This is a genomic window from Brachybacterium zhongshanense (assembly GCF_055385755.1).
This window is the reverse complement of the sequence record NZ_AP043790.1, coordinates 1,331,423-1,346,127: the sequence shown is the minus strand read 5'-3', so window position 1 is coordinate 1,346,127 and position 14,705 is coordinate 1,331,423. Positions and strand designations below refer to the sequence as shown.

The following is a 14,705-nucleotide window of genomic DNA, read 5'->3' as shown; positions in this document are numbered from 1 at the left end:
CCGGCGCTCAGACCCGCCCGAAGGTGGACTCGAGCTCGTAGCGGGTCACCTGCTCGCGGTAGCGGGACCACTCATCCCGCTTGTCGCGCAGGAAGAACTCGAACACCTGCTCGCCGAGGGTCTCGGCCATCAGCTCGCTGGACTCGAAGCGCTCGAGCGCACGGAAGAGGTCCGTGGGCAGCGGCTCGATCCCCATCGCCTGGCGCTCGCGATCGGTCAGCTCCCAGACGGCGTCCTCAGCTCCCTCGGGCAGCTCGTACTCCTCCTCGATGCCCTTCATCCCTGCCGCGAGCAGCACCGCGAAGGCGAGATACGGGTTGGTCGCGGAGTCCGCGCCGCGGAACTCGACGCGCGAGCTCGTGCCCTTGGTGGGCTTGTGGAAGGGCACGCGCACGAGGGCGGAGCGGTTGTTGTGGCCCCAGCAGATGTAGCTCGGCGCCTCCTGCGCGCCCCACAGCCGCTTGTAGGAGTTCACCCACTGGTTCGTCACCGCGCAGTACTCGGGAGCATGGCGCAGCAGTCCCGCGATGAACTGCCGACCGGTGCGCGAGAGGCCGAACTCGGCTCCCGGCTCGTGGAAGGCGTTGCGCCCGCCCTGGAACAGAGAGAGATGGGTGTGCATGCCCGAGCCGGGCTGCTCGATCATCGGCTTCGGCATGAAGCTCGCGACCTGGTCCATCGTCAGGGCGACCTCCTTGACCACCGTGCGCAGCGTGATGATGTTGTCCGCGGTGGTGAGCGCATCGGCATAGCGGAGGTCGATCTCGTTCTGCCCCGGACCGTTCTCGTGATGGGAGTACTCGACTTGGATGTTCATCGCCTCCAGGTGCTGGATGGCGGTGCGCCGGAAGTCCTGGCCGTTGCCCCGGTGGACGTGATCGAAGTAGCCCGCCTGATCGATCGGGCGCAGGGGCTCTCCGACGTGGTAGGGCTCGTGGAAGAGATAGAACTCGATCTCGGGGTGGACGAACAGCTCGAGGCCCTTGGCCTCAGCCTTCGCGAGCGCGTCGCGCAGCACCCGGCGCGGATCGGAGGCCGCGGGCTCGCCGTCGGGCGTGAGCACGTCGCACATCATGCGGGCGGTGGCATTGGTGGTGCCCCGCCAGCCCAGCATCTCGAAGGTCGCCGGGTCCGGGCGCAGCAGCATGTCCGACTCGTAGCTGCGCGTGAGGCCCTCGATCGTCGAGCCGTCGATGCCGATGCCCTCGGTGAACGCCGTCTCCAGGTCCGACGGGGAGATCGCGATGGACTTCAGCGTCCCGGCGATGTCGCAGAACCACAGGCGGATGAAGCGCACGTCATGATCGGAGACGCGGCGGATGACGTCGTCGTGGAGTTGTTCCATGCGCACAGTCTGCAACACAGCGAGCCGGCGCGCCGGAGACGTCACGGCGCGGTCACAGCTGCGATGCGCTCAGGGACGCAGACGGCGACGGGCGGCCCCGCTCGCAGCAGGACCGCCCGTCACGCGATTCTCCGTCTCAGCCCGCTATCACCCCATGGAGCTGTCGGCGATGTACCACTCGCCGTCGGAGCCCTGCTCCATGGTGACCGAGGAGGCCCCGGCCATGGTGACCGTGATGGTCCCGTCACCGTTGTCCTTCGCCTCCATCATGTCCTCGGTGATCAGGTCCATCATCTCGGGCGTGAACTGGTCCAGCTGACCCGACTCCTCGATCGAGGAGACGCAGAGGTCCAGCATCTGGCCGTCCATCGCCTCGCCCGTGGTCGGGTCCAGCATGAACCCGCAGGCGGCCTCCGGGTCCTGATCGCCGAGAGCCTGGAAGAAGCCCATCACCTGATCCGTCGCCGCCTGGAGGTCCTCGTCGGAGGCCTCCGTGGCGCCGTCGGACGATTCCTCGTCATCGGCCGCGTCATCGGCCGCTGCATCGTCCGCCGCCGCACCATCAGCGCCGTCATCGGAGGCCGCGGCATCGTCCTCGGCGGTGTCGTCGGCTGCGGTGTCGTCGGCCGTGCTGTCATCGGCCCCGTCGTCCGAGGCCGCCTCGTCCTCATCGGCGCCGGTGTCCTCCGACGCGACCTCGGTGTCGGTGCTGGACTCCTCGTCGCCGCCGAGGCTGCAGGCCGTCGCGCCGACGGACAGTGCAAGGGCCCCGAGGCCGACGGCGAGAGCACGGCCTGTCCTGCGGATGCGAGTCTTCATGAGCGTTTCCTTCTCTCATGGGCAAAGCTGAATGCGTTTCCCCCTGGAGGAAGACCCTGCCATAAGCCGTCTCCCCACACCAACGCGGGAAACGGGCGAAAACGGAATCAGGAAAGAATCTTCCCGGGTTTGGGGACAGCCTCCGGCGTCACCGTCATCTCCTGTGCCCGACCTCCCGATCGGTCAGCTGTCCTCGGCATCGATGTACCACTCGCCGTCGGCGGCCTGAGCCAGAGCGAGTGCGGTCGACCCCTCGACCGAGACCGCGATCGTGCCATCGTCCTGATGCACGGAGGTCAGCGCCTCCGGGGTGATCTGCTCGACGATCTCTGGGGTGAAGGCATCCATCGATCCGCTCTCCTCGAGATACGACGCGCAGGAGCTCAGCGCGTCGCCGGCCAGCGGCTCACCGGTGGACTCGTCCAGGAGGAGCCCGCAGGCCGCCTCGGCATCCTGGTCGCCGAGAGCACGGAAGTAGCTGATCACCTGCTGCTCGGCCGCGGCGAGATCCGGATCGCCACCCTCTGCGTCCTCGGTCCGGTCCGACGGGTCGGCGGAGGGGTCTCCGGATCCGGAGTCCGAGGCCGCGGAGCCGTCGTATGCTGCGGAGTCGCTCTCGGACGAGCTCCCGGTGGACGACGCTCCGCCGCCGTCGGTGCTGCACCCTGCCGCGGCCGCAGCGAGGACGAGGGAGCCGAGCCCGAGGGCCGCGGTCCGGATGAGGTGTCGAGGAGAGCTGCTCACCCCTCGATCATCTCAGGTCTCCCCTGGGTGCGCCCTCCGATCGGCGCGCACGCGTCGACGCCTCGTCAGGGCCTCGTCGGCGCCTCGTCGGCGCCGACGAGGCCCTGATGCACCACAATGGACGGGCGGTCCGGCACGGGCCGCCCTCGTCGATCCATCCCAGGAGGACATCGTGACCTCATCCCCCGGCAGCGGCTCCGTCGGCACCAGGAAGGTGCGCCTGCGCCATCTGCAGGACGCCAAGGAGCGCCACCGTCCGTTCACGATGCTCACCGCATACGACCAGTACTCCGCTCGCGCGTTCGAGGCCGCCGGCATCGATGCGCTGCTGATCGGCGACAGCGTCGGCACCACCGTGCTCGGCCACTCCAGCACTACCGCCACCACCCATCAGGACATGCTGACCTTCACCGGTGCCGTGGCCCGCAGCGTCACCCGCCCCCTGATCGTCGCCGACCTGGCCTTCGGAAGCTACGAGACCGGTCCCGTCGACGCCGTCCGCCACGGTGTCGAGCTGGTCCGCGCAGGAGCCGAGATGGTCAAGCTCGAGGGCGGCAGGGCCATCGCCCCGCAGATCCGCGCCCTGGTCGACGCCGGCATCCCGGTGATGGGCCACCTCGGCTTCACGCCGCAGTCGGTCAACGCGCTCTCGGGGCACCGCGTCCAGGGACGCGAGGCCTCCGCGGCCGACCATCTGGCGGAGGAGGCCCTGGCCGTGCAGGAGGCGGGCGCCTCCGCGATCGTCCTCGAGCTGGTCTCCGCGCCGGTCGCCGAGCGCATCACCGAGGTGCTCGCGATCCCGACCATCGGCATCGGTGCCGGTGCGCACTGCGACGGGCAGGTGCTCGTCTGGCAGGACATGGCGGGCCTCTCGGGGTTCGAGGGGAAGTTCGTCAAGGCCTTCGGGAACCTCGGTCGCGAGCTACAGCAGGCGGCGGAGGCATACCGCGAGGAGGTCGTCGCCCGCACCTACCCGGGTCCGGAGCACACCTTCGAGTGAGGGGTGCAGGACGGCCGGATCGCCGCCGACAGGACGCTGTCACTCGTCCCAGGCTGCGTCCTCCTCGTCCCACTCCTCGTTGCGGGTCGCAGCGTTCTCGAGCGCCCTCTCCGCCTCGGCGCGCGTGGCATACGGGCCCATGAGGTCCTTGCCCGGTGACTGCGCGCCCTCCTCGACGCTGCCGGTCGCGAGGTTGTAGAAGAACTGCGTGGGCTCGCTCATGGCGGGCTCCTTCCCTCGTCGGTGAGACACTGGTGGGTATGACTGTAGAGCAGGTGTGGATCCGTCCTGAAGGCCGCGAGCTGCTGGTGCCCGGCACCCTCTCGCCCCGCCGCGCCGTCCCGGCACGGATCGAGCGGCCCGAGTACGTCGACAAGGACGAGGCGGTCTCCGACTCCGGACCCCGCATCCAGACTCCCGAGATCATCGAGCGGGTGCGTGAGGCCTCCCGCATCGCTGCGCTCGCTCTCCGGGCGGCGGGCGAGGCGGCGGCACCGGGGGTGACCACCGACCGCATCGACGAGGTCGTCCACGAGGTGCTGATCGACAACGGCGCCTATCCCTCGACCCTCGGATACCTGGGCTTCCAGAAGTCCTGCTGCACGAGCCTGAACGAGGTCATCTGCCACGGGATCCCCGACTCCACCGTCATGCAGGACGGCGACATCCTGAACGTCGACGTCACCGCGTACGTGCACGGCGTCCACGGCGACTGCAACGCGACGTTCCTGGTCGGCGACGTCGATCCCCGTGCGCAGGCCCTCGTCGAGCGCGCCGAGGAGTCGATGCACCGCGGGATCCGGGCCGCGAAGCCGGGCCGCGAGGTCAACGTCATCGGCCGCGTCATCGAGAAGTTCCTCGCCCGCCACGGCTACGAGTCGGTGCATGACTACACCGGCCACGGCGTCGCCGAGGGCTTCCACAACGGGCTGGTCATCCCCCACTACGACTCCGCTCCGATGTTCGACGACGTGATCGCCGAGGGGATGACCTTCACGATCGAGCCGATGGTCACGATCGGGTCCCAGGACTGGGAGCAGTGGGACGACGGCTGGACCGTCGTCACCAAGGACCGCGGCTTCACGGCCCAGTTCGAGCACACCATGGTCATCACCGCCGAGGGACCGGAGATCCTCACCGTCGTGTGAGCGCTCCCGGTCCTCCGGAGCGGCGGCCTCCTGATGCGGTCTCCTGATCCAGAGGGACCGGCGGTCGCCCGTGCGCGCGCCCTCCGATGAACCGCTGCAGTCCCGAGGCGCGATCTTTGGCACACTGTGCGCAGGTCGGCCGTACGGGCGACCCCGAACCCGGCGGACCGGGACGAGGACATGCGATGAGCAAGGCGAAGCAGAAGCTGGCGTTCGGCATCGACATCGGTGGCAGCGGCATCAAGGGCGCCCCGGTCGACCTCAGGAAGGGCAAGCTGGCCGACGACCGGCTGCGCATCCCCACCCCTCAGCCCTCCACGCCGGATGCGGTCGCCGACACCGTCCGCGACCTCATCGACAGCTTCGGCATCGAGCAGGGCATGCCCGTGGGCGTCACCTTCCCTGCGGTCATCCAGGGCGGGATCGCCCAGACCGCGGCAAACGTCGACGACGCCTGGATCGGCACCGATGCCGACGCGCTGTTCACCGAGCGGACCGGACACGATGTCTTCGTGGTCAACGACGCCGACGCCGCGGGCATCGCCGAGATGGAGTTCGGCGCGGGCCGCAAGCAGAAGGGCGTCGTGCTCGTGACCACGCTCGGCACAGGCGTCGGAAGCGCGCTGTTCAACGACGGTGAGCTCGTGCCCAACACCGAGCTGGGCCATATCCCCTTCGGCGACTCCGACTACGAGAAGCATGTCGCCGACTCCGCACGCGAGCGCGACGATCTCGACTGGGAGGCATGGGCCGAGAGGCTCCAGGAGTACTACGCCCTCCTCGAGTTCCTCTTCAGCCCCGACCTGATGATCGTCGGCGGAGGCGTCTCCAAGAAGCATGAGAGGTTCCTGCCGCTGCTCGAGCTGCGGGCGCCCATCGTGCCGGCCAAGCTGCGCAACGAGGCAGGCATCATCGGCGCCGCGGCCCTCGCCCGTCACGAGGCCAAGCGCCAGGCCAAGGCCGCCGCGAAGGGCAAGGGCTGATCGGCTGGTCGGCTGATCGCGACGATCCGGGAACGACCGCGACGGGCCCAGGGAGCATGCGCTCCCCGGGCCCGTCCTCACGATCGGGGACCAGCCGGCCTGTAAGCCGGGTTCTGTGATCAGCAGTCATCCATCTCGGATCGCCGTCGCCGACGACCTCCAGCGGCCTACCCGGGAACTCGGGCCGGCACCCTCGGACGTTCCCTGTCTGGCCTTGCTCCCGGTGGGGTTTGCCCTGCCGACCCCGTCACCGGGGCCGCGGTGGTCTCTTGCACCACCCTTTCACCCTTGCCGCCCCGCCCGAGGGCGAGGAGGCGGTCTACTCTCTGTGGCACTGTCCCGCGGATCGCTCCGGGTGGGTGTTGCCCACCACCGTGCCGGACGGAGCCCGGACTTTCCTCGGCCTCGGGGCAGGCCCCGAGGACGCGACTGCTCGGCCGACTGGTCCTGGCACATCCTACCCTCGCCGATGCCATGGCTCGCCGACGCCGCTGCTGCGGAGCCAAGCGCCCGCGTCCGGCGGGACCTGAGCGGTGACGTGCGCAACCTCTCCTGCGTCCGTCCCGGGAGCCGCCGGCTCGACGCCCGAGAATGAGGGCGTGCTGATCCTGCTTCCGCCCTCGGAGACCAAGACCCGACCCGACACCGCAGAGCGCTTCGACCTCGACGCTCTTGCGGAGCCGGCCCTCAGTGCCGACCGCGCCACCATGCTGCGAGCCGCGATCCGCACCGCTCGCACGCCCGAGGGCGCCGCCCGTCTCGGGGTTCCCCCGTCCTCTCCGGAGCTCGTCGACCGGATGGCCGAGATCGACCAGGAGCCCGCCTCGGCTCCGCTGAGCGTCTACTCCGGAGTCCTCTACGACCAGCTGGACCCCGGCCGCCCGATCCCGGCAGATCGCCGGGTCCTCGTCCAGAGCGCCCTGTTCGGCGTGGTGGACGCCGCGACCGATCGCATCCCCGCCTACCGGCTCTCTGCGACCTCCGAGGTCTCGCGGCTGGGCAGGGCAGGGTCCTGGTGGGGTCCGCGGCTCGCCGCCCATGCGGAGCGCCTGGTGGCCGAGCAGGCCGAGGGCGACTCCCCTGTCGTCGTCGACTGCCGCTCGGGCTCCTATCGCTCGATGATGCGCGTGCGCGGCGGGGGCCACGTGACCGTCCTCGACGTCGCCCCTGTGCAGGAGAAGGACGGTCGCCGGAAGGTCATCTCCCATGACGCGAAGCGCTATCGCGGCATCGTCACCGACCTGCTGCTCGCCGCGCCCACCCCGCCGTCGGACCCGGATGAGCTCGTCGACAGCCTGCGGGAGGGACTGCGCGACGCAGGCCCTCATGGCACCCGCGGCCAGGAGCGGCTGCGCGTCGAGATCGACGGCGACCGTCTCGTGATCGTCGACCGGATCGGCTGACGGCCTGAGCTCGGCCGACGGCGACGGCGCCCCTCACGTCGCGCGGAGGGCATCGAGGAGCGCCGCGAGCGTCTGCTCCACCGTCCCGTCGGCGTCGACGACGAGTGCTCCCGGACGTCGTCGGCGCACCCGCTCGAGGGACGCGATCAGCGCCTCCGCGTCCTCAGGTCCCACGAGGGCGCTGTTGACCGCGTGCTCCGGCCGATCCGGGTGCCGTGCTCGAGCGGCGAGGCGCTCCCGCAGGACGCCCGCCTCCGTCTCGAGCATCACCTCCCGGAACTCCACCCCGCAGCGGACCGCGAGCGCTTCGAGCGCGACCGCGAACTCCGGCCGCGCGAGGTACTGGCCCAGCACGACGTCTCCCCGACGGCCGATCTGCTCCTCGACGAGCACGAGGGCCAGCTCCCTCGCCCGGCTTCCGGCCCCGCTCACGTGCTCCGCCGTTGATCAGCACCAGCCGAGGGATCCGTCCGTCGGGCGGGTCCGTCATCGCATCCGTCATCTCGCCCGTCGCCCCCTCGGACGCCTTCAGGCGCGCCCGCGCCAGGGGTCCGTCACCAGGCTGCTCCGCAGAATCTCCAGGTGCGGGAGTGCCTCCTCGAGCAGCCGCGACAGCTCCGGCAGCCACAGCGCCTCGCTCGCGGCATGGGGGACGTCGATGAGCGCCGGGACCGCCGTCGGGTCGGCGGCGGACTCGAGATGCTCGAGTGCCGGATGGTGGCGGAGATCGGAGGTGATGTACACGTCGGCCCCGGTCTCGGCGACGGTCTCCAGAAGGGAGTCGCCGGCTCCGGGGCACACGGCCACGGTGCGGACCTGCCGACGGGAATCGCCGGAGTGCAGGATCCCGCGCGCGGTCCTCGGCACGATCTCGGCGATCCGTGCGGTGAGATCGCCGACGGTCGTCGGCTCGGCCAGCTCACCGATGGCGCCCAGCCCATGGAGGGTCGAACCGTGCGCGCCGGTCGCGTCCCGGGCGGGCGGGACCAGCGGACGGTGATCGCGCAGAGCGAGGGCGCGCACCCAGGCCCCGACGGTGCCCCGGGTGGAGCGGTCCGCATTGGTGTGGCCGCACCACAGCGCGATGCCGGAGCGGAGCAGGGAGGTGACCACCTGGCCCTTGCCCTGGTCGGCCGGCAGGAGGCTCGCGCCCCGCAGCAGGAGGGGGTGATGGGTGATGAGCAGCCCGGCGCCGCTCCTCACCGCTTCGCGCGCGACGGCGACCGTCGGGTCGACGGCCAGCAGCACCCGATCGACCGACGCATCCCGCTCCCCCAGCACGAGGCCGACGCGGTCCCAGCTCTCCGCCCAGCCCAGCGGATAGGCCCCCTCGAGAACGGAGAGGACCTCGCCGACCGCGGTCATCGCTCCCCCAGCGTCTGCGCTTCGATCAGCGCGGCGCGGTAGGCCTTCCACGGCATCAGGACGCACTTCACACGCGCCGGGAACTTCGCGGCACCCAGCAGCGCGACGCCGTCGCCGATCAGGTCCTCATCACCTTCCATCCGGCCCCGGGATCCCATGACCTGCTCGAAGTGCTCACGCACCGGCTCGACCTCCGCCACGGTCCGCCCGATCAGCAGGTCCGCCATGATCGATGCGGACGCCCGGCTCATGGCGCAGCCGACGGCGTCGTAGGAGACGTCCGCGATCCGCAGCCCCTCGCCTGCACCGTCTAGGGAGAGGCGCAGCGTGATCTCGTCCCCGCAGGTGGGGTTGACGTGATGGACCTCCGCGTCGAAGGGCTCGCGCAGGCCCGCGTGGAGAGGATTGCGGTCATGGTCCATCACCAGCTCGGTGTACAGCGAGCTGAGCGGATTGCTGGGAAGCGGGGTCACGAGAGTCCTCGGAAGAAGTCGGCGGTGCGGGAGACGCCCTCGATGAGGGCGTCGATCTCGGCGGCGGTGGTGTGGACGGCGACGGAGGCGCGCGTGGTCCCGTGGAGGCCGTAGCGGCGGTGCAGCGGCCACGCGCAGTGGTGGCCGACCCGCACCTCGATGCCGAGCGAGTCGAGGACCTGCCCGACGTCGTGCGGATGGCGGCCCTCGAGGGAGAAGGCGATCGCACCGGCGCGCTCGGGAGACCGTCCGGGACCGATGAGCCGCAGTCCTTCGATCTCCTCCAGACCCGCGAGAGCGCGGTCCACGAGTGCTCGCTCATGCGCGGCGACGGCGTCCATGCCGAGCGCCGACAGGTAGTCGCAGGCCGCGGCGAGCCCGACGGCCTGCGAGATCGGCGGAGTGCCGGCCTCGAAGCGGGCGGGCGGCTCCGCGAAGGTGGTGCGCTCCATCGTGACCAGCTCGATCATCGACCCGCCGGTGAGGAACGGCGGCATTGCGGACAGAAGCTCGCTGCGACCCCACAGCACACCGATTCCGGTGGGTCCGAGCATCTTGTGCCCGGACAGCGCGGCGAAGTCGATCCCCAGCGCGGCGAGGTCGACCGGCATGTGGGGCGCTGACTGGGCCATGTCCAGCACGGTCAGCGCGCCCACCGAGCGCGCCGCGTCGACCAGCGTCTCCACCGGGTTCACGGTCCCCAGCACGTTGGACTGATGCGTGAAGGCCAGGACCCGGGTGCGCTCGGTGAGCAGGTCGCCGAGACCGGAGAGGTCCAGGGCGAAGTCATCGGCGAGCGGGATCCAGCGGAGGGTGGCTCCGGTGCGACGGGCGAGCTCCTGCCAGGGCACCAGGTTCGCGTGATGCTCCATCTCGGTCACGAGGATCTCGTCACCCTCGCCGACGCGCAGATGCGCGGGAGTCTCCCTGCCCCCGTACCCCAGCGAACCGGCGACGATGTTCAGCGCCTCGGTCGCATTGCGCGTGAAGACGATCTCCTCGGAGCGCGGCGCTCCCAGGAAGCGGGCGACGGTCTCGCGAGCACCCTCATACGCGTCCGTCGCAGCCTCCGCCATGCGATGGGCGCCGCGCTTGACCGCTGCGTTGTCGTGCGTGAGGAAGGCGATCTCGGCATCGATGACCTGCCGGGGCCGCTGGGAGGTGGCACCGGAGTCCAGATAGACCAGCGGGGTGTCCTCGTCGAGCCGGCGGGAGAGGATCGGGAAGTCCGCGCGCACGGCCTCCACATCGAACGTGCTGATCGGAGTGCTCACAGGCGGATGTCCTCCTTCGACGGGCGCGGCCGGGCGGGCGGCACCGGGCCCTGCCAGTATAGGAAGCATCCAGGCTCGGCAGAGGGCCCGTGAGACCCTGTCATGGCCCCGACCGACATGTCCGGGCAGACCGTGACGCTGGGGAGTGAGAGACATCGACACGCTGATCCTGCTGCTGTTCGCCCTCGCGATCGCCGCGATCCTGCTGGTCGCCGTGATGCAGATGATCGCCGCGCGGCGCCGGGACCAGGATGCCGCGCAGCAGCGCCGCCCGCGCACCTCGCTCGAGCGGACGCGAGATGCCCGGACGGCGCTCATCTGGATCGTCGCCGCTCTGGCGGTCCCCTGTCTGCTCGCCCTGACCTATCTGCTCACGCGGACGGGAGAGTGAGCTCCGGCGTGCGCTCGGCCGCCCGGACGGACTCCCCACCGGTACCGCGCTGAGGAGCGATGAGGCGCAGCAGCGCCTTCCAGACCTCGGCGAGCAGGAATACCACGACGGCGCAGCCGAGCACCTTGCCCCATTCGGCCAGCCCGATCGGAGCCGATCCGAACCACACGTGCATGAACGGGGCGTAGGTGAAGATGAGCTGGAGCACCAGCAGCGCTCCCGCTGCGATCCAGACCATCCGGTTCCCGCGCAGCGCACGCAGCCGGAGCGAGGAGCCCCCGAGGATGCGGCAGGAGAAGAGGAAGGCCAGCTGACCGAAGGCGAGCATCGCCACCGCCGTCGTCTGCGCCTGCGCATAGCCGGCCCCGGTCCCGCGCTCATGCAGGAACAGCAGCAGCGTGGACCCGCCGATCAGCACCGAGGCGAACGCGATGAGCGCCCACGACCGGCCCACCAGCACCGGCTCGTCGCGATCCCGCGGCGGTCGGCTCATCGTCCCGGGCTCCACCGGCTCGGTCGCCAGAGGCAGCGACAGGGTGACCGCGGTGACGAGGTTGATCCACAGGATCTGCACCGGCGACAGCGGCAGCGCGAGGCCCGCCATGACCGCCACGAGGATGACCAGTGCCTGCGCCCCGTTGGTCGGCAGCAGGAAGACGACGGACTTGCGGATGTTGTCGTAGATCCGTCGCCCCTCCTCGACCGCGCGCTCGATGGTCGCGAAGTTGTCATCGGCCAGGACGATGTCGGCGGCCTCCTTGGTGGCCTCGGTGCCCTTGATGCCCATCGCCACACCGACGTCTGCGCGGGTGATCGACGGCGCATCGTTCACGCCGTCGCCGGTCATCGCCACGACCTCGCGGCGGGACTGCAGCGCCTTGACGATGCGGATCTTGTGCTCGGGGCTCGTCCGGGCGTAGACGTCGACATCGGGCGCGGCGACCCGCAGCTCCTCCTGGGACATGGCCTCGAGCTCGGGCCCGGTCAGCGCCCGGACCTCCCCCTGGGCCGGAGCGATGCCGAGATCACGGGCGATGGCCACGGCGGTGCCGACATGGTCGCCGGTGATCATCTTGACGCGGATCCCGGCGCCGTGCGCCTCGGCGATCGCATCGCAGACCTCCGGCCGGGGCGGATCGATGATGCCCACGATGCCCAGCATGACCAGGTCCGCTGCGTCATCGAGCACGACGGAGCCGTCACGAGGCCCTCTGCTCGGGCGGCCCGCCGCGGCGAGCACGCGCAGACCCTGTGCGGAGAGCTCCTCGATGCGTCGGTCCCAGGCCTGCCGGTCGAGCGGGACCTCTCCGCCGTCGGCCGTCCGCTCCGCGACGGAGCGATCCAGCAGACGGTCCGGAGCCCCGACCACATGGACCATCCGGGTGCCGTCGTCCGTCTCGTCGAGCGTGACGGCGAACTTGTGGGCGGACTCGAAGGGGACCTGCGCGATGCGTCGGCCCGGATGCTCGAGGCCCGCCTTCGCCGCGAGGACCGTGAGAGCGCCCTCCGTCGGCTGGCCGACGATCCCCCAGCCCTGCTCGCCCTGCTCCAGGCGGGCGTCGTTGCACAGGGCGGAGGCGACCACGAGATCCCGGAGATCGGGAATCGTCGAGAGATCCGCGGCATCGCCGTCCACCCTGATCGTGCCCTCGGGCGCATAGCCCGTGCCCTCGACACGAGCGGTCCGCTCCCGTGTCATCACGACGGAGGCTGTCATCTCGTTCTGGGTGAGGGTGCCCGTCTTGTCCGAGCAGATCACGGTGACCGCTCCGAGCGTCTCGACCGCGCTCATGCGCCGCGTGATCGCGCGCCGGCGAGCCATCTGCTGCACACCGAGCGCGAGGGTGATGGTCACCAGTGCAGGCAGCCCCTCGGGGACTGCGGCGACGGCGAAGCCGATGGCGGCCGAGAGCAGCTCGGCGCGGGGGAAGCCGTGGATCAGGCGGCCGACGACGATGATGACGAAGGCGAGGACGCCGATGAGGATGGAGATGCGGGTCGCCAGCTGCTGCAGCTGCACGGCGAGCGGGGTCATGAGCTTCTCGACGCCGCTGACCATCGAGGTGATGTGGCCGAGCTCGGTCTCGGCGCCCGTCGCCGCGACCACTCCGATGCCGTTCCCGGCCGTGACGATCGTGCCCGAGAACAGCATCGAGGAGCGATCCCCGACGCCCGCGTCCTCCCCGACCTCCTGGGTGCTCTTCGCCGTGGGCACGGACTCTCCGGTCAGCGCCGCCTCGTCTGCCTGCAGGTTGGTCGCGCGCAGCACCCGGAGATCCGCAGGCACCCGATCCCCCGACCGGAGGCGGACCACGTCGCCCGGCACGAGCTCCTCCGCATCCACGACGACCCAGTTGCCGTCCCGGCGGGCCTGCGCGTCCAGGGACATCATCGACCGGATGGACTCGAGCGCCTCCTCGGCGCGGCCCTCCTGGATGAAGCCGACGGTCGCGATCGCGACCGCTGCGACGGCGATCACCGCGAAGTCCACCCAGTCGCCGGTGATCGCCTTGAGGGCGGCCGCCGCGAGCAGGATGTAGATCAGGATGTCCTGGAAGTGCGAGAGGTACCGCTTCCAGAGCGGCCGCTTCTCCCCCTCGGGAAGAGCGTTGCGGCCATGGCGGCGCAGACGCTCCTCGGCCTGGGCGGCGCTCAGGCCGTCCGGCGACGAGTCGAGGTGCTCGAGCACCTCTCCTACGGGGTGGGAGTGGGCGGAGAAGTCAGTGCGGGAGAGCTGATCGGTGACCACAAGAGGTCCTCCTAGGGGCGACGGGCTGAAGCTCGCGCCAGGGCGCGCGTCCATCCTAGGATCCACCGAAGCAGCACCGGAGGACCATAGGCCGCCCGGAGATGCCCGATGACCGACCCACCGACGCCGGGATGATCGAGCCCAGAACGTGCTCGGGTCTCCGTCGAGGAGGGCCTCCACGACCTATCGATGCAGGTCACAGAGATATCAGGTGTCAGTGAGTGGGGCGTGAGGGGCTCGAACCCCCGACCTTCTGGGTGTAAACCAGACGCTCTGACCAGCTGAGCTAACGCCCCGAGCGGGCCCGCGGAGCGGAACCGCGGGTTTCAGCTGCGGGTCGACAGGCGCGTGCCCGTCCAGTCCGCGGCGAGGCTGATCGTGCTCATCACACGCAGGCCCGCGATGTCGGCGGCCTCCTGCACCTCGCCCGGCGGCACATGGCCGTCGCGACCGGCCTTGGGCAGCAGCAGCCAGATGGGGCCGCCGGCGGCCAGGGTCGTGGGAGCGTCGACCAGGGCGTCCGTGAGGTCGCCGTCACCCTCCCGCCACCACATGATCACGGCGTCGACGATCTCCTGGCAGTCCTCGTCCTCCAGGTCCTCGCCGATGGAGTCCTCGATGGCGTCGCGCAGGTCGAGATCGACGTCGTCGTCGTATCCGAGCTCCTGGACGATCTGACCCGAGGCGAGAGCCAGCACCTCCGCGATGGAGCTGGACGGATGGGCGTCGGCCGACGGTGACAAGAAAGGACTCCTTCAGAAGGGGGCAGGGCTCGATCTTCGGCGCCGCTCCCATCGGGCGTCGGGTCCCCGGGTCCGAGCGGTTCGGCGCGCGGCCGATTGTATGCCACGCCCGCAGGCCGCGCACCGTCGGGCCGCCGCGGGCAGGAATCCCGTTGCCGTGCCGTGGCCGCGGGATGCGCGCAGGGCCCCGGTCATCGGGCGCCCGCGGATGCCCGATGATGCCCGAGGACGAGCACCATCGGGATCGGGAGGGCGTCACGACCTCGTA

15 protein-coding genes, 1 tRNA gene and 1 other RNA gene are annotated in these 14,705 nt (G+C 70.5%); 5 read left to right on the top strand and 12 right to left on the bottom strand.

The genetic code is table 11. From position 1 onward, the window contains the following. Nucleotides 1-7 precede the first annotated feature (7 nt). The 3 genes from ACZ5AJ_RS06150 to ACZ5AJ_RS06140 form a co-directional block, all read right to left on the bottom strand. A complete protein-coding gene (locus ACZ5AJ_RS06150) occupies nt 8-1,345 on the bottom strand; it encodes a glutamine synthetase family protein (protein ID WP_464138037.1) in 1,338 nt (445 codons plus the stop codon). Nucleotides 1,346-1,492: 147 nt separating this feature from the next. Next, on the bottom strand, nt 1,493-2,164 hold the full coding sequence (locus ACZ5AJ_RS06145) for a hypothetical protein (RefSeq protein WP_464138034.1): 672 nt from the start codon (nt 2,162-2,164) through the stop codon (nt 1,493-1,495). Nucleotides 2,165-2,347: 183 nt separating this feature from the next. Next, a complete protein-coding gene (locus tag ACZ5AJ_RS06140) occupies nt 2,348-2,908 on the bottom strand; it encodes a hypothetical protein (RefSeq protein ID WP_464138031.1) in 561 nt (186 codons plus the stop codon). Between the two features lie 172 nt (nt 2,909-3,080). On the opposite strand from ACZ5AJ_RS06140, the gene panB reads away from it, so the two are divergent. Next, nucleotides 3,081-3,908: a 3-methyl-2-oxobutanoate hydroxymethyltransferase gene (gene panB, locus ACZ5AJ_RS06135; protein ID WP_464138027.1), complete on the top strand. Its 828-nt coding sequence runs from the start codon at nt 3,081-3,083 to the stop codon at nt 3,906-3,908. A 39-nt stretch (nt 3,909-3,947) separates the two neighbouring features. Here the strand turns inward: panB and ACZ5AJ_RS06130 are convergent, their stop codons facing one another. Further along, complete coding sequence (locus tag ACZ5AJ_RS06130) at nt 3,948-4,130, bottom strand: SPOR domain-containing protein (protein WP_464138025.1); 183 nt, start codon at nt 4,128-4,130, stop codon at nt 3,948-3,950. A gap of 38 nt (nt 4,131-4,168) precedes the next feature. Between ACZ5AJ_RS06130 and map the strand changes: the two genes are divergently transcribed. Further along, nucleotides 4,169-5,056 (top strand): type I methionyl aminopeptidase, encoded by an 888-nt coding sequence (gene map / locus ACZ5AJ_RS06125; RefSeq protein WP_464138023.1) that lies wholly within the window; start codon nt 4,169-4,171, stop codon nt 5,054-5,056. A gap of 185 nt (nt 5,057-5,241) precedes the next feature. Then, a complete protein-coding gene (gene ppgK / locus ACZ5AJ_RS06120) occupies nt 5,242-6,039 on the top strand; it encodes a polyphosphate--glucose phosphotransferase (RefSeq protein ID WP_464138021.1) in 798 nt (265 codons plus the stop codon). An 86-nt stretch (nt 6,040-6,125) separates the two neighbouring features. On the opposite strand, the gene rnpB is transcribed toward ppgK, so the two are convergent. Beyond that, nucleotides 6,126-6,484: RNase P RNA component class A (rnpB, locus tag ACZ5AJ_RS06115), an RNA gene on the bottom strand. A gap of 154 nt (nt 6,485-6,638) precedes the next feature. Between rnpB and ACZ5AJ_RS06110 the strand changes: the two genes are divergently transcribed. After that, nucleotides 6,639-7,442, top strand: coding sequence for a YaaA family protein (locus tag ACZ5AJ_RS06110; protein WP_464138019.1), 804 nt, complete (start codon nt 6,639-6,641; stop codon nt 7,440-7,442). 33 nt (nt 7,443-7,475) lie between these two features. Here the strand turns inward: ACZ5AJ_RS06110 and ACZ5AJ_RS06105 are convergent, their stop codons facing one another. From ACZ5AJ_RS06105 to ACZ5AJ_RS06090, 4 genes are all read right to left on the bottom strand, one after another. Continuing rightward, nucleotides 7,476-7,874 (bottom strand): AAA family ATPase, encoded by a 399-nt coding sequence (locus ACZ5AJ_RS06105; RefSeq protein WP_464138017.1) that lies wholly within the window; start codon nt 7,872-7,874, stop codon nt 7,476-7,478. Nucleotides 7,875-7,970: 96 nt separating this feature from the next. Next, a complete protein-coding gene (locus ACZ5AJ_RS06100; protein ID WP_464138016.1) occupies nt 7,971-8,807 on the bottom strand; it encodes a Nif3-like dinuclear metal center hexameric protein in 837 nt (278 codons plus the stop codon). Beyond that, the gene (gene sufU, locus ACZ5AJ_RS06095; RefSeq protein ID WP_464138703.1) at nt 8,804-9,229 is read right to left on the bottom strand and encodes a Fe-S cluster assembly sulfur transfer protein SufU; all 426 of its coding nucleotides are present in this window, start codon (nt 9,227-9,229) and stop codon (nt 8,804-8,806) included. Before sufU ends, ACZ5AJ_RS06100 begins: the two co-directional genes overlap by 4 nt. A 47-nt stretch (nt 9,230-9,276) precedes the next feature. Then, a complete protein-coding gene (locus ACZ5AJ_RS06090; protein ID WP_464138014.1) occupies nt 9,277-10,554 on the bottom strand; it encodes an aminotransferase class V-fold PLP-dependent enzyme in 1,278 nt (425 codons plus the stop codon). Nucleotides 10,555-10,699: 145 nt separating this feature from the next. Here ACZ5AJ_RS06090 and ACZ5AJ_RS06085 point away from each other — a divergent pair, with 145 nt between their 5' ends. Continuing rightward, nucleotides 10,700-10,945, top strand: coding sequence for a hypothetical protein (locus tag ACZ5AJ_RS06085; RefSeq protein ID WP_464138012.1), 246 nt, complete (start codon nt 10,700-10,702; stop codon nt 10,943-10,945). Here the strand turns inward: ACZ5AJ_RS06085 and ACZ5AJ_RS06080 are convergent. The 3 genes from ACZ5AJ_RS06080 to ACZ5AJ_RS06070 form a co-directional block, all read right to left on the bottom strand. Beyond that, nucleotides 10,926-13,748 carry a cation-translocating P-type ATPase gene (locus tag ACZ5AJ_RS06080; protein WP_464138010.1) on the bottom strand — a complete coding sequence of 941 codons (2,823 nt, stop codon included), beginning with the start codon at nt 13,746-13,748 and terminating at the stop codon, nt 10,926-10,928. The two genes, ACZ5AJ_RS06085 and ACZ5AJ_RS06080, sit on opposite strands and share 20 nt — an antisense overlap. 168 nt (nt 13,749-13,916) lie before the next feature. Beyond that, nucleotides 13,917-13,990, bottom strand: a tRNA-Val gene (locus ACZ5AJ_RS06075). A 30-nt stretch (nt 13,991-14,020) separates the two neighbouring features. After that, a complete protein-coding gene (locus ACZ5AJ_RS06070; protein ID WP_464138008.1) occupies nt 14,021-14,437 on the bottom strand; it encodes a DUF3052 domain-containing protein in 417 nt (138 codons plus the stop codon). Nucleotides 14,438-14,705: the final 268 nt, after the last annotated feature.

Coding starts and splice junctions, on each gene's coding strand:
- map (WP_464138023.1), top strand. CDS start 4,169: ATGACTGTAGAGCAGGTGTGGATCCGTCCTGAAGGCCGCGAGCTGCTG.
- ACZ5AJ_RS06130 (WP_464138025.1), bottom strand. CDS start 4,130: ATGAGCGAGCCCACGCAGTTCTTCTACAACCTCGCGACCGGCAGCGTC.
- ACZ5AJ_RS06150 (WP_464138037.1), bottom strand. CDS start 1,345: ATGGAACAACTCCACGACGACGTCATCCGCCGCGTCTCCGATCATGAC.
- sufU (WP_464138703.1), bottom strand. CDS start 9,229: ATGGACCATGACCGCAATCCTCTCCACGCGGGCCTGCGCGAGCCCTTC.
- ACZ5AJ_RS06145 (WP_464138034.1), bottom strand. CDS start 2,164: ATGAAGACTCGCATCCGCAGGACAGGCCGTGCTCTCGCCGTCGGCCTC.
- ACZ5AJ_RS06080 (WP_464138010.1), bottom strand. CDS start 13,748: ATGGACGCGCGCCCTGGCGCGAGCTTCAGCCCGTCGCCCCTAGGAGGA.
- ACZ5AJ_RS06100 (WP_464138016.1), bottom strand. CDS start 8,807: ATGACCGCGGTCGGCGAGGTCCTCTCCGTTCTCGAGGGGGCCTATCCG.
- ppgK (WP_464138021.1), top strand. CDS start 5,242: ATGAGCAAGGCGAAGCAGAAGCTGGCGTTCGGCATCGACATCGGTGGC.